This window comes from Arenimonas donghaensis DSM 18148 = HO3-R19 (assembly GCF_000743535.1).
GTDB classification, from domain to species: Bacteria; Pseudomonadota; Gammaproteobacteria; order Xanthomonadales; family Xanthomonadaceae; genus Arenimonas; species Arenimonas donghaensis.
Genome location: NZ_AVCJ01000008.1, coordinates 24,344 through 37,323 on the forward strand (window position 1 = coordinate 24,344; position 12,980 = coordinate 37,323).

Here is a 12,980-nt window from a genome sequence, read left to right on the forward strand (position 1 = left end):
CGCTGCTCAGGCGCTGCCGCGGGAGGCGGGTTCTGCCGTCGCATCCGCCGGGGGGGCGGCGGCCAGGTCCTGGCAGGGAACCGTCAGGGTGAAGGTGGCGCCTTCGTTGCACTGGCCTTCGGCGCACAGGTGGCCGCCCAGGGTCCGGGCCAGGCGCTGACTGGTGGCCAGGCCGAGGCCGGCGCCCGGATATTTGTACTTGTCGTGCAAGCGCATGAAGGGCTCGAACAGCCGGGAGGCATGTTCGGGCGCGAAGCCGGTGCCGTTGTCGCGCACGCTCAGGCGCCAGGTGGGACGCTCGCCCGTCTGCTGCCATTCGCCCTGGACGTGGATCTCCGGCACGACGCCATCGCGGCGGTACTTGATGGCGTTGCCCAGCAGGTTTTGCAGCACCTGGCCGATGGCGCAGGCGTCGACGTCGACCGCGGGCAGTTCGCCCACGGTGAGCACGGCCCCGGCGGCGACGATGTGGCGGTCCAGGTCGGCCACCACCTGCGCCAGCACGTCGGCCAGCGGCAGCCGTGGGCCGTGCGTGCGGTCCTGGCCGGTGCGGGACAACAGCAGCAGGCCGTCGATCATCGCCTGCATGCGGTCGGCGGCGGCCAGCATGCGCAGCAGGTAGTCGCGGTCGCCGGGGTCGATCTGGCTGCGCTGGCTGTGCAGCAAGCGGTCGCCGAAGGCACGTACCTTGCGGGTGGGTTCGGACAGGTCATGCGCGGCACTGGCTGCGAAACGGTCCAGCTCGGCGTTCACCCGTCCGAGGTGCGCACGGGCCTGTTCGGCTTCGCGCTTGCTGCGCAGCAGTTCGCGTTCGTGGTCGGTGCGGCGCGGCGCCGGCAGGATGGCAAACTGCACGACGGCGTCGGCGCCCAGGCCTTCCCGGCGCGCGCTGATCAGTACCGACAGGTCGCTGCCGTCGGCGTGCAGGAGATCCAGGGCGATTTCGTCGGCCTGGCCGTGCCCCATCAGCAGGGGCAGGACATAGGTACGCAGGAACATGGCGCTGCCGGGGGTCAGCAGGCTGTCCAGGCGGCTGCCCAGCACCTGGCGGCGGTTGCGGCCCACCAGGGCCAGCAGGCGTGCGTTGACGGTGGTGATGCGACCGCCGGCGTCGAAGCCCAGCAAGGCACAGGGCAGGGTGTCCAGCGGGCTGTCGGTGGTGGATGGGTCTAGTGCGCGGTTCATGCAGCAATGGCCTCGCGCAGGGCTCGTGATACTCGGCAGGGGTGGCTGAGGTGCGGGCCGCGGCCGTTGGCGTCGAACAAACGCAGGCAGGCATCGGGAAGCGGACCCACCGGGTCGCGGGGGACGGCCGTGGGGGCGGAATCGTCGTACGGGTTTTGCACGACCAGCACCCCCGGTGATCACGCGGCATGACGCGCATGCTACGTCGACGGCGTGTGAACGCAGAGGAACTGGGTCACAGAACGCCAGGGCGTCCGTTTTGCAAGCGGGGGGTCAGCCACCACAATCCGGGCGGCTGCTTTTGGCAGTGGAGCGCTTCGCGGCGGGTGCCGCTCCTGCCGGAGCGGGGAGACGCGATGGTCTCAGAGGTCTTGCTCGTAGCGGATGTAGGGGACGCGGGTCGACTCGTCGTCGTCGTCCGTGGCATTGCTGAAGGGGTTCTGGCCCCGGCTGGTGACGCTGGCGGCACCAACGCTCAGGCGGGCCTGCCAGGGCGCGCGCCAGGTGACGCCGATGCCGACGTCGCTGTAGGTGGCCGGGCTGCCGGGTAGTTCGATGATGCGGCCGACGATTTCACCGCCGAAGTCGCCAAACCCTGCTTCCAGGCGGACGGTGCCGGTATTCCACTCGGGGCGCACGCCGCCGGGCAGCTGGTTGGCGCCGACGATGCGGGCGCGGGCCAGGGTGCCGCCAATGCTGATCCAGCCGGTCTGGCCAACCTGCATCTCGCCAAGCAGGCCGATGTCGCGTTCTTCGATGTTGGCGCCGGCCAGGCTGAGGATGAGATCGCTCTGGGCGCCGCCGAAACGCGCGCCCGGCAACAGCAGCGGCGACTGGGTGTCGAACTGGTTCAGGCCGATGCTGGCGGTGAGCCTGCTGCGGTCGCCTTCGAGCGTGGCGTTGGCGCGCACGCCGGGGCGCGAAAGCGCCAACGGAATAGCGGTGCCGGAATTCGCCAGGTTGGCGGCCAGGCAGTGCTGCGCCAGCTGGCCGACGCTGCGCGCGACGGCGCTGTTGTCGCACAGCAGGCCCAGGGTGGGATTGCTTTCGAGCTGCAGGCTGGCGCCGACGCGGCGTCCGTTGCTCATCGGCAGGACCACGCCGGCGCCGGCGGCGGGCGCGGCCTTGCGGCCCAGCAGGCGGTCGAGCGAGGAGTCGCGGCCGGTGCCGCGATCGATCAGCAGGAAACCTTCGAGCTGGCCGCTGCGATTGTTGAGGATGGGCAGGGCGGTGGTGCTGGCGTTTTCATCTTCGCTGGCCTGCTGCTGGGGCAGGTACAGCGGTGGCGTCTGCGCAAACGCGGAAGTCGCCGCGAGGGCGATCAGGATTCCGACGATGGGGCGCAGCAGCGGCGACATGGGGGCGTCCTTGTTGGCTCGGCTTGGAGCCGATTTCCGCCAGGAAGTTCCCGGACGGTTAGCTGCGAATTTACCACTTTTTAACAGAACGGCAAAGGGCGGCCCTACTGCAGGCGCGTGGGGCCAGGGACGGTGGGCGCGGGGCTGAACAGGGCTTCAATCTGTTCAGGTTCGAAGCGGTAGCCCTGGCCGCAGAAGTCGCAGTGCACCTCGGCCACGCCGTCCTGGATGGCGCCGCGGGCCTCGTCCGGGCCCAGGCTGCGCAGCACGTCGGCCACCCGCTCGCGCGAACAGCTGCAGGCGAAAGCCATGGGCCGGCTGCCCAGCAGCTTGACCTGCTCTTCGTGGAAAAGCCGCCAGAGCAGGGTTTCGACCGGGGTGTCGGCCAGTTCCCGCCCCGACAGGGTGTCGAACAAGGCCTGGCAGCGCGGCCAGGCGTCGGTGTCGCCGGCGGCCCCCGGCAGCTGCTGCAGCATCAGGCCGGCGGCGCGGCCCTCGCCAGTGGCCAGCAGGATGCGGGTCGGCAGCTGTTCGGACTGCTGGAAATAGCTCTCGAATGCCTCGGCCAGGGTGTCGGCATCCAGGCCCACGAGGCCCTGGTAGCGCGTGGGTTCGCGGCTGCCCGGCGGGGTGGATTCAATGGTGATGGCCAGGATCGAACCTTCGCCAAACGCGCGCGGGGTCAGCGGCTCGGGCACCGGCTCGTCGAAGTGGGCAATGCCGCGCACGGTGTCCTCGGCGGTGCACTCGGCGAACAGGGTGCGCAGGGCGCCGGTGCCGCGCAACTGCACGCTCAGCCGGCCGTTGATCTTGGCGTGGCCGGTGAACAGCGCCGCGGCGGCGCAGGTTTCGCCCAGGCGTGCGGCGACCTCCGGCGGGTAGTGCAGGCGGCCGGCGATTTCGCGCCAGGTGTCGTCCAAGTGCACGACGATGCCGCGCACGCCGGAGCGTTCGAGCAGGAAGCGGGTCAGGGTGTCGGCGTCGGGGTGTTTGTCCATGGGCGGCATTTTACGCCGCCGGTTCACCCGTAGGAGCGCCTTCAGGCGCGAATCTTTTGGCCTTGGCTTTGACTTTGCCCGCGGCAAGGAAGAGATTCGCGCCTGAAGGCGCTCCTACAGGGACGGATGCATGGCGGAAGAAACGAAGGGCAAGCGTCGCTGGCTGCGGCGGCTGTTATGGCTGCCGGTCTGGGTCGCCGCGCTGATGCTGCTGCAGGTGGCGCCCTTGCGCTGGCTGGATCCCCCGACCTCGATGTTCATGCTGATCCGGCAGGCCGAAGGCATCGGCGAGCCGGATTTCGCGCTGCGCCAGGATTGGCGCGATCTCGAGGACATCGCCGAGTGCCTGCCCATTTCCGTGGTGGCGGCCGAAGACCAGACCTTCCCGGCCCACTCGGGCTTCGACCTGCGTGCGATCGAAAAGGCGCTCGACACCAACGCCGAAGGCGGCCGCGTGCGAGGCGCCAGCACCCTCAGCCAGCAGGTGGCCAAGAACCTGTACCTGTGGGGCGGCGGCGGTTACCTGCGCAAGGGCATCGAGGCCGTCTACACCGTGCTCGTGGAAAGTTTCTGGTCCAAGCGGCGCATCCTGGAGGTGTACCTGAACATCGCCGAGTTCGGCGACGGCATCTACGGTGCCGAAGCGGCGGCCCAGGCATTCTTCGGCAAACCCGCCAGTGCCCTGTCGCCGGCCGAGTGCGCGCGCCTGGCGGCAGTGCTGCCCAATCCGAAGAGCTACAGCGCGGTCCGGCCTGGCCCTTACGTGCAGCGGCGTACGGCCTGGATCCTGCGCCAGGTGCGCCAGCTGGGTGGGCCTGCCTACCTCGACTAGCGCCCCTCCCACAAGGAGGTCCCTCCCGCAGGTAGACTTCCGGGTATGCCACAGCGCCAGTCCCTGACCATCGTCATCGCGGCCTTCAACGAGGAGGCGTCCCTGCCCGAGATGCACCGGCGCCTGGGTGACGTGCTCGATAGCCTCGAGGCCCAGGCATCCGTGCTGTACGTCGACGACGGCAGCCGCGACGGCACCTGGGGCGTGCTGCAGGCACTGGCCGCCGAAGACGGGCGCGTGCAGCTGCTGCGCCTGGCCCGCAACTTCGGCAAGGAACTGGCGCTGACCGCTGGGCTGGACCACGTCGACACCGATGCCGCGCTGGTGCTCGACGCCGATGGCCAGGATCCGCCCGAACTGATCCCGGCCTTCGTCGCGAAATGGCGCGAGGGCTACGACGTGGTCTACGGCACCCGGACCCGGCGCGATGGCGAAAGCTGGCTCAAGCGCTTCACCGCGGCGGCGTTCTACCGGGTGATGTCGCGCCTTTCGCCCACGCCCATCCCCGCCGACACCGGCGACTTCCGCCTGATGTCCAGGCCGGTGCTCGATGCCTTGCGCCAGCTGCGCGAACGCCAGCGGTTCATGAAGGGCCTGTTCACCTGGGTCGGTTATCGCCAGGTGTCGCTGCCCTATGAACGCGCGCCGCGCCTGGCCGGCGGCAGCAAGTTCAACTACTGGCGGCTGTGGAACCTGGCGCTGGAAGGCATCACCAGTTTCTCCACCGTGCCCCTGCGCCTGGCGACCTACGTCGGCGTGCTGACGGCACTGGTCGCCTTCGCCTGGGGCCTGTGGATCGTCGCGCGCACGGTGCTCTGGGGCGACCCGGTGCAGGGCTGGCCGTCGCTGATGACGGTGATGCTGTTCCTGGGCGGCGTGCAGCTGGTGGCCCTGGGCATCATCGGCGAGTACCTGGGCCGGCTCTACCTGGAAGTGAAGCAGCGGCCGCTCTACCTCGTCGCCGAAGCCAGGCTCCCGCCCGCCCTGTAGGAGCGCCTTCAGGCGCGAAGCCCTTCCTGGCCAGGGGCCAAGTAAAAAATTCGCGCCTGAAGGCGCTCCTACAGGGTGGTGGTGCTTCGGGGGACTGGCGGGTCTATCATCGGGCCAGGGACTCACGGAGGGCCGATGCATGCGCAATGTCAACCAGATCCTGGCAGGCAAGTCCGGGCGCCTGGTCACCGTGCCCAAGGAGGCACCGGTGCTCGAGGTAATCCGCCTGATGGCCGAAAACCACATCGGTTCGGTGCTGGTGATGCAGGGCGAAGAATTGGTCGGCATCGCCACCGAACGGGATTACGCCCGCAAGGTCATCCTGCAGGGCCGCTCTTCGGCGGAAACACCGGTCGGCCAGATCATGTCCCACCCGGTGGTCGCCGTCTCCCCTGTGGACTCCGCCCAGACCTGCATGGCCCTGATGACCGAGCGACGCATCCGCCATCTCCCGGTGCTCGACGAAGGCAAGGTCGTGGGCATGGTGTCCATCGGTGATTTGGTCAAGGCGGTCATCGAGGACCAGCAACTCGAGATCGAACAGCTGCAGCAATACATCGCCAGCTAGTTACAGCGGCACCACGTGCTGGGTGACGGCGACGAAGTGGCAGGCGCTGCCCAGCAGCACGAAGCCGTGCCAGATCGCATGCGTGAACGGGATGCGCTTGTGCATGTAGAAGTAGGTGCCGGCCGTATAGGCCAGGCCGCCGGCCAGCAGCCAGCCGATGGTCACCGGCGGGACCTGGCGCAGGAAGGGGCCTATGGCCGTCACCAGCATCCAGCCCATCGCCAGGTAGATGGCGGTGGATAGCCCCTTGAACCGGCCAGTGAAAAACAGCTTGAACACGACGCCGGCCACCGCCAGCGTCCAGATGGCCGCGAACAGCCACCAGCCGCCGTCGGCGCGCAGGCCGACCAGGGTGAAGGGTGTATAGGTGCCAGCGATCAGGATGAAGATGGCGCAGTGGTCGAAAACCTTGAGCCGGCCCCGCCAGGTCAGGTCCGAGACCAGGTGGTACAGCGTCGACGCCAGGTAGAGCACGAACAGCGAGGCGCTGAACACGATCGCCCCCGCCAGCTGCCAGCCATTGCCGAAGCTCGCCGACAGGGTGATCAGCACCGAGCCACCGACCAGCGCCGCCAGCGCGCCGGCGCCATGGCTGATCGCATTGGCCAGCTCTTCGCGGTGCGACTCGTGGTCTTTTTCGTATTCGGTCATCGCACGTTCCGTGTAGGAGCGCCTTCAGGCGCGAATTTTCGCCCGGCCACGGACCAGGAAGGACGTCGCGCCTGAAGGCGCTCCTACAGTAAGCGCTTTGGACCAAGCCTGGAAAGAAAACGGGGCCCGAAGGCCCCGTTCCGTGTCGCTCTTCGTGGGAGGGACTTCAGTCCCGAAGCCCTCAGTTGGTGCCCGGACGCACCATCACGTGGTTGCTGATCGAGCCCGAATCCGGGTTCACGATCTGGTACAGGCCCTGGATCTGCTGGCTCGGCGCGGCCACGGTCAGCTTGACGGTGGCGCGCGGGGCGCCGGTGAAGCCGGTCAGCACGCCGTCGAGGTCGATCACGCGGGTGGCCTCGGCTTCGATCACACCGCTCATCGGGCCGCTGGTGCTGATCACGTTGCCGGTCTCGCCGAACACTTCGATGCGGAACGCGCGACCCACGGGGCCGGAGTTGGTCAGCACGATGCGGCTGATCCAGCCACCCGGCACCTGTGCCAGCGGCGCCTGCAGCTCGGTGCCATTGCGGGTGATCGCGCCCAGGTCGAACGGACCCAGGTCGGTCACCGCGAACACGGCCGGCGCGGCAGGCACGGCGTCCAGGGACACGGTGTACTCGCCGGCGGCGATCGGCGTGGCGCCGTCGGCCAGGAAGCACAGCTGGTGGTCGAGCGCATCGGCGCTGCCGATGGTGAACACGGCTTCGACCTGGCTGAAGTCGTCGGCCGACTGGATGTTGACCGAACAATCCGCCAGTGGGCTGAAGAAGACGTCGGCGGCCGAGCTGAAGTCACCTTCGAAGACCAGCGCGGTGTCCGGGTGCATCAGGTCGGCCAGGGTAATCTGGGCGCCGGCCGGGGTCAGCGGCTGCGCACCCAGGCCCATGTCCAGGCGGGTGCCGTAGCTGAAGCCACCGAGGTTGCCCAGCAGCGAATCGTTGGTCGGCGGCTCCACCACGAACTCGGCGAAGGCCGGGATGCCGGACTCGACGTCGGCGATCGGGCTGCCCTGGCTGTCCACTTCCAGCGCGTAGCTGGCGGCGAAGCGGATGTAGGGGCCGGAAACCGTATACACGCGGCCGTTCGATCCACCCGCGGCGGCCTGCGACGGGAAGTCGTACAGGCTGTAGCGGCAGTTGATGTCGTCGGCGGTGCCGATGATCTGGCGGTCGCCTTCGATGACCAGGCGATCACTGGCGACGACGTTGTTGTCGTTGGCGGTGATCGAGAAGTGCATGGCCGAACCGCCCAGGCCATTGATCGCACCCAGGCCGGCGCTGCCGGTGCCGTCGTAGGTGGCGGCCGAACCGGCGTTGAAGACCAGGCCGTTGTCGCACTCGAAGCGCGCGTAGCGGACTTCGCCGATCGAGAAGTTGTAGCCGAGGTTGGCCGACAGGTTCAGGTCGCCGGCCGGGTTGAGCAGGGTCACCGGCGAGCCGGGCGAGGCGATGATCTCTTCGGCGTAAATCACCGGGGCGCCGGGTACGGCGTCGAGCTGCACGCCCTGGGCAATCGGCGGTGCCGCGGCGCCGGCAGCGAACATGTCACCCATCGCGTAGGGCGAACCACCCACGGCGACCGTATTGACGATCGTATTGGTGGCGACATCGATGATGTAGACCTCGCCGGTGTTGCGGTTGGTCACGTAAAGCTGCGTGCCGTCGGGCCTCATCGAAGCGCCGATGACGTTGGCGGCGGTGGGAATGGTCTGCACGACGGTGTCCGTGCCGGTGTCCACCAGCAGTACGCCGCCGACGCTCCAGTTGGTCAGGTAGGCAATCGAGCTGTCGGGCAGGAAGGCCACGTCGCCATTGGATCCCGTGCCGGCGATGGACGTCACGACGCCCGTGCCCAGGTCAATCGAAGCGGCCGGGCTGCCGCCGCCGCTGGTGGCATAAGCCTTGCTGCCGTCCGGCGTGACCTGGACGACGAAGGGATTGTTGGCGGTGACGTAGGTTTGCACGATGGTGCGGGTGCCGGTGTCGATCGCGTAGACCGCGTTGGACCCGACGTCGGCGACCAGGACCCGCGAACCGTCCGGGGTGAAGTCGAGGAAGTAGGGGTTGGCGAAGCCGGGCACCGTCGCCACGACGGTGTTGGTGCTGGTGTCGATGACCGACACGTTGCCGGAGCCGAGATTGGTTACATACAGTTCGGCGCCATCGGGCGACACGGTCGCGCCGTAGGGCGATGCGCCGACCGGGACGGTCGCGGTGACGGTATTGGTGGAGGTATCAATGACGCTGACGTTGTTGCTGCCAGGGTTGGGCACGTAGACCCGGGTCCCGTCCGGCGAGGCCGCCACGCCCCAGGCGCCGGAACCGACCGGGATGGTGGTCACGACGGTCTGGGTGACGCTGTCGATGACATCGACATCGCTGGTCGCGGAATTTGAAACGTAGGCATACGGCTGGGCGGCGACCTGGCTGGCGCCAAGCAGCAACACCGCGAACAAAGCAAAACGCATGGTGGATCCCCCGCTGGAAGTCTGAGAGGGGATATGGGCCCGGGCAGGGCAGGCGCCCGACCGGGAGCGCTCCCCCCGGTGCGCCAGGGGCAAGGATGAGGCCTGGCACGACGGCTGTCGAGCCGAGAAAAATTCTCTGCAGCAGGCCGCTGAAAAGAAAACGGGGCCCGAAGGCCCCGTTCCGTATCGCTCTTTGCGGGAGGGACGTCAGTCCCGAAGCCCTCAGTTGGTGCCGGGACGCACCATCACGTGGTTGGAGATCGAGCCCGAGTCCGGGTTCACGATCTGGTACAGGCCCTGGATCGTGCGGTTCGGGGCGGCGACGGTCACGTTCAGCGTCGCCCGCGGCAGGCCGGTGAAGCCGGTCAGCACGTCGTCGAGCTCGACCACCAGGGTGGAACCCGCCTTCACGGTGCCGGCCAGGTTGTCGGTGGAGATCGTGTTGCCGGTCTCGCCCATCACCACGATTTCGTACTCGCGGTCCTTCGAACCGGTGTTGGTCAGCACCATGCGGCTCAGCCAGCCGGCCGGGATCTGCGCCAGCGGGGCCTGCAGCTCGGTGCCGTTGCGGGTGATTTCGCCCAGGTCCAGCGGGCCGCGGTCGGCCACGGCGTACAGCGCCGGGGTCGCCGACACGGCGTCGAGCATCACGGTGTACTCGCTGGCCAGCATCGGCACGCCGCCGGCTTCGAAGCACAGGTGGTGGGCCAGGGCATCGTTGCTGCCGATGGTGAACACGGCTTCCAGGTCGCTGAAGTCGTCGGCCGACTGGATGTTGACCGAGCAGTCGGCCAGCGGGCTGAAGAACACGTCCGCGGCAGCGCTGAAGTCACCGGCGAAGACGAGCGCGGTGTCGGCGTGCATCAGGCCGGCGAGGGTGATCGCCGGGCCGGCCGGGGTCAGCGGCTGCACGGCGCCGGTCACGTCCTGGACCTCGCCGTAGCTGAACGCGCCAATGCGGCCCAGCAGCACGTCGAAGGTCGGCGCGGCATTGGTGAACTCGCTGTAGGCCGGGTCGGTGGACTCGACGTTGGCGATCGGGTTGCCCTCGGCGTCGACTTCCAGCGCGTAGCTGGGGGCGAAGCGGATGTACGGGCCCGACACCGTGTAGACGCGACCGGCGGCACCGCCAGCGGCGGCCTGCGACGGGAAGTCGTAGAGGCTGTAGGTGCAGTTGACGCCGTTGGTGCCGGTGATCTGGCGGTCGCCGGTGATCACGAGGCGGTCCGAAGCGGTGACGTTGTTGTCGTTGGCGGTGATCGAGAAGTGCATGGCCGAACCGCCCAGGCCATTGATCGCACCCAAGCCGGCGCTGCCGCTGCCGTCGTAGGTGGCGGCCGAACCCGCGGCGAAGCGCAGGCCGTTGTCGCACTCGAAGCGCGCGTAGCGCACTTCACCGATCGAGAAGCTGTAGCCCAGGTTGGCCGACAGGTTCAGGTCGCCAGCCGGGTTGAGCAGGGTCACCGGCGAGCCGGGCGAAGCGATGATCTCTTGCGCGTAAACCACCGGGGCGGCCGGATTGGCGTCGAGCTGCACGCCCTGGGCGATCGAGGCGGCGCCGGTGGCGAAGAAGTTGCCATGGGCGAACGGAGTCGAACCGACCGCTACCGTGTTGGAAACCGCCAGCGTGGCGGTGTCGAAGATCCGCACGGCATCGGAGTTAACCATCGAGACGTAGAACTGGCTGCCATCGGGCGTGAAGTCGACGCCCCAGGTCTGCGTGCCCATGGCGATGGTCGAGTCCACGGTCAGGGTCACCAGGTCGACGATCACGAGGCTGGTGAAGCTGTCGCTGGTGACTACGGCCATGGTGCCGTCATTGGATATCGCCACGCCGCTTGCCCGCCAGCTAAACCCGACCGTGCCGGTGACGGTGTCGGTGGCGGTATCGACAATCAGCAGTTCTTCATTGAACCCATTGGCAACGACCAGGCGGGTGCCGTCCGGCGACATGGCCAGCTGCAGCGGGCCAGAACCCGCCGGGATCGAGCCGGTTACCGTAAACGTGCCCGTGTCGATGACGGTGATGCTGTTGCCGCTGTAATTGGAAACATAGAGTTTGCTGCCGTCCGGCGTCGTCACCAGGCCATAGGGGTTCGAGCCAACCGCAACGCTGTTGACGACCGAGTGGGTCGCGGTATCGATGGCCCGCACGACATTGCCACTGAAGTCGACCACGTAAGCCACGCTGCCATCCGGCGAAAAGGTGACGCCGATTGCGTCGCCAACGACGCCGATCGTGGCGACGACCGTATTGGTGCTGGTGTCGATGGCCGACACGCTGCCGCCGCGGTTGCCGATATAGACCAGGCTGCTGTCGGGTGATACGGACACCCCCCAGGGCTGGCTGCCCACGGGGATGGTGGCGACAACGGCCTGCGTGGCGTCGTCTACGACCGAAACGTTGTTGCTGTTGGAGTTTGGCAGGTAGGCATAGGGCTGCGCCGCTACCTGGCTCGCGCCAAGCAGCAGCGCCGCCATCAGAGTGATTCGCATGGTGGTCCCCTGTGGAAATTAAGGGGGGACGAGCCCTGTTCGCCCTCTGCGGGGCGTGCCGGGTCTGGCGCTCCCCCCGGCGCGCCAGGCGCGAGGATGAGGCCTCATCAGGTATTTGTCGAGAGGGGGCGGGCGTCTCAGTCGACGGCCAGGGCCTGGGCGTGCTCGCGGGTGGCGGCGAATTCGAAGTCCGGCCAGCGTTCCTGGGTCAGCTGCAGGTTCACGCGTGAAGGCGCCAAGTAAACCAGCTGTCCGGCGGCGTCGACGGCCAGGTTGCTGGCATTCTTCTCCCGGAACTCTTCCATCTTCTTCGCCGTGCCGCCCTTGACCCAGCGGGCCGTGGCGACGGTGACGGGCTCGAAGCTGGCGTCGACGCTGTACTCGTCCTTGAGCCGGTAGGCGACCACGTCGAACTGCAGCATGCCCACCGCGCCCAGGATCAGGTCGTTGGACATCAGCGGCCGGAAGAACTGGGTGGCGCCTTCCTCCGACAGCTGGGCCAGGCCCTTTTGCAGCTGCTTGAGCTTGAGCGGGTCGCGCAGGCGGGCGCGGCGGAACAGTTCCGGCGCGAAGTTCGGGATGCCGGTGAAACCCATGGACTCGCCGGCGCTGAAGGTGTCGCCGATGGAGATGGTGCCGTGGTTGTGCAGGCCGATCACGTCGCCCGGGTAGGCGGTTTCGGCGATCTCGCGGTCGGACGCCATGAAGGTCAGGGCGTTCGCGAGCTTCTGGTCCTTGCCGCTGCGCACGTGGAAGGCCTTCATGCCGCTTTCGTAGCGGCCCGAACACACGCGCAGGAACGCCACGCGGTCGCGATGCTGCGGGTCCATGTTGGCCTGGATCTTGAAGACGAAGCCGGAGAAGGTTTCTTCCTCGGGCTTCACTTCGCGGGTGGTGGTGGCGCGCGGGCGCGGCGACGGCGCGTGCTTGACGAAGAAGTCCAGCAGCGGCTGCACGCCGAAGTTGTTCACCGCCGAGCCGAAGAACACCGGCGTCTGCCTGCCCGCCAGGTAGGCCTCCGGGTCGAACGGATGCGAGGCGCCTTGCACCAGCTCGAGTTCGTCGCGCAGGTCGGCCAGCATGTTTTCCCCGATGCGTTCGGCCAGGCCGGGCGCGTCGATGGAGGGGAAGATCGTGCTGTCCTGGCGGGTGAAGTTGCGGCCCGGTTCGTACAGGTGCACTTCGCCGCTGACCAGGTGCACCACGCCCCTGAGGCGCTGGCCCATGCCGATCGGCCAGGTGATGGGCGCGCACTGGATGCCGAGCACGCTTTCCACTTCGTCGAGCAGCTCGATCGGCTCCTTGCCTTCGCGGTCGAGCTTGTTGATGAAGGTCATGATCGGCGTGTCGCGCAGCCGGCAGACTTCCATCAGCTTGATGGGGCGGTCCTCGACGCCCTTGGCGACGTCGATCACCATCAGCGCGCTGTCCA

The 12,980-nt window shown here is 67.9% G+C and carries 10 protein-coding genes; 3 read left to right on the plus strand and 7 right to left on the minus strand.

Going from position 1 to position 12,980, the window contains the following annotated elements; translation table 11 throughout:
* Nucleotides 1–6 precede the first annotated feature (6 nt).
* The 3 genes from N788_RS13820 to hslO all read right to left on the minus strand — a co-directional run bounded on the left by N788_RS13820 (nucleotide 7) and on the right by hslO (nucleotide 3,541).
* A complete protein-coding gene (locus N788_RS13820) occupies nucleotides 7–1,185 on the minus strand; it encodes an ATP-binding protein (protein WP_051924398.1) in 1,179 nt (392 codons plus the stop codon).
* Nucleotides 1,186–1,547: 362 nt separating this feature from the next.
* The gene (locus N788_RS05510) at nucleotides 1,548–2,543 is read right to left on the minus strand and encodes an XOO1806 family protein (RefSeq protein ID WP_034222144.1); all 996 of its coding nucleotides are present in this window, start codon (nucleotides 2,541–2,543) and stop codon (nucleotides 1,548–1,550) included.
* A 104-nt stretch (nucleotides 2,544–2,647) separates the two neighbouring features.
* Nucleotides 2,648–3,541 (minus strand): Hsp33 family molecular chaperone HslO, encoded by an 894-nt coding sequence (gene hslO, locus N788_RS05515; RefSeq protein ID WP_034222146.1) that lies wholly within the window; start codon nucleotides 3,539–3,541, stop codon nucleotides 2,648–2,650.
* Between the two features lie 130 nt (nucleotides 3,542–3,671).
* Between hslO and mtgA the strand changes: the two genes are divergently transcribed.
* The 3 genes from mtgA (at nucleotide 3,672) to N788_RS05530 (ending at nucleotide 5,931) form a co-directional block, all read left to right on the plus strand.
* Complete coding sequence (gene mtgA, locus N788_RS05520) at nucleotides 3,672–4,373, plus strand: monofunctional biosynthetic peptidoglycan transglycosylase (protein ID WP_034222149.1); 702 nt, start codon at nucleotides 3,672–3,674, stop codon at nucleotides 4,371–4,373.
* A gap of 45 nt (nucleotides 4,374–4,418) precedes the next feature.
* A complete protein-coding gene (locus N788_RS05525) occupies nucleotides 4,419–5,363 on the plus strand; it encodes a glycosyltransferase family 2 protein (RefSeq protein WP_084695908.1) in 945 nt (314 codons plus the stop codon).
* Nucleotides 5,364–5,502: 139 nt separating this feature from the next.
* Nucleotides 5,503–5,931, plus strand: coding sequence for a CBS domain-containing protein (locus N788_RS05530; protein WP_034222152.1), 429 nt, complete (start codon nucleotides 5,503–5,505; stop codon nucleotides 5,929–5,931).
* Here the strand turns inward: N788_RS05530 and trhA are convergent, their stop codons facing one another.
* The 4 genes from trhA to N788_RS05550 form a co-directional block, all read right to left on the minus strand.
* The gene (gene trhA / locus N788_RS05535) at nucleotides 5,932–6,582 is read right to left on the minus strand and encodes a PAQR family membrane homeostasis protein TrhA (RefSeq protein WP_034222155.1); all 651 of its coding nucleotides are present in this window, start codon (nucleotides 6,580–6,582) and stop codon (nucleotides 5,932–5,934) included.
* Between the two features lie 181 nt (nucleotides 6,583–6,763).
* Nucleotides 6,764–9,052, minus strand: a complete 2,289-nt coding sequence (locus tag N788_RS13825) for a YVTN family beta-propeller repeat protein (RefSeq protein WP_051924399.1) — start codon at nucleotides 9,050–9,052, stop codon at nucleotides 6,764–6,766.
* A gap of 222 nt (nucleotides 9,053–9,274) precedes the next feature.
* The gene (locus tag N788_RS13830) at nucleotides 9,275–11,548 is read right to left on the minus strand and encodes a cytochrome D1 domain-containing protein (RefSeq protein ID WP_084695909.1); all 2,274 of its coding nucleotides are present in this window, start codon (nucleotides 11,546–11,548) and stop codon (nucleotides 9,275–9,277) included.
* 137 nt (nucleotides 11,549–11,685) lie between these two features.
* Nucleotides 11,686–12,980, minus strand: a 1,295-nt coding sequence (locus N788_RS05550) for a peptide chain release factor 3 (protein WP_034222176.1), incomplete at its 5' end; no start/stop codon positions are given.

Coding starts and splice junctions, on each gene's coding strand:
- N788_RS13820 (WP_051924398.1), bottom strand. CDS start 1,185: ATGAACCGCGCACTAGACCCATCCACCACCGACAGCCCGCTGGACACC.
- N788_RS05510 (WP_034222144.1), bottom strand. CDS start 2,543: ATGTCGCCGCTGCTGCGCCCCATCGTCGGAATCCTGATCGCCCTCGCG.
- hslO (WP_034222146.1), bottom strand. CDS start 3,541: ATGGACAAACACCCCGACGCCGACACCCTGACCCGCTTCCTGCTCGAA.
- mtgA (WP_034222149.1), top strand. CDS start 3,672: ATGGCGGAAGAAACGAAGGGCAAGCGTCGCTGGCTGCGGCGGCTGTTA.
- N788_RS05525 (WP_084695908.1), top strand. CDS start 4,419: ATGCCACAGCGCCAGTCCCTGACCATCGTCATCGCGGCCTTCAACGAG.
- N788_RS05530 (WP_034222152.1), top strand. CDS start 5,503: ATGCGCAATGTCAACCAGATCCTGGCAGGCAAGTCCGGGCGCCTGGTC.
- trhA (WP_034222155.1), bottom strand. CDS start 6,582: ATGACCGAATACGAAAAAGACCACGAGTCGCACCGCGAAGAGCTGGCC.
- N788_RS13825 (WP_051924399.1), bottom strand. CDS start 9,052: ATGCGTTTTGCTTTGTTCGCGGTGTTGCTGCTTGGCGCCAGCCAGGTC.
- N788_RS13830 (WP_084695909.1), bottom strand. CDS start 11,548: ATGCGAATCACTCTGATGGCGGCGCTGCTGCTTGGCGCGAGCCAGGTA.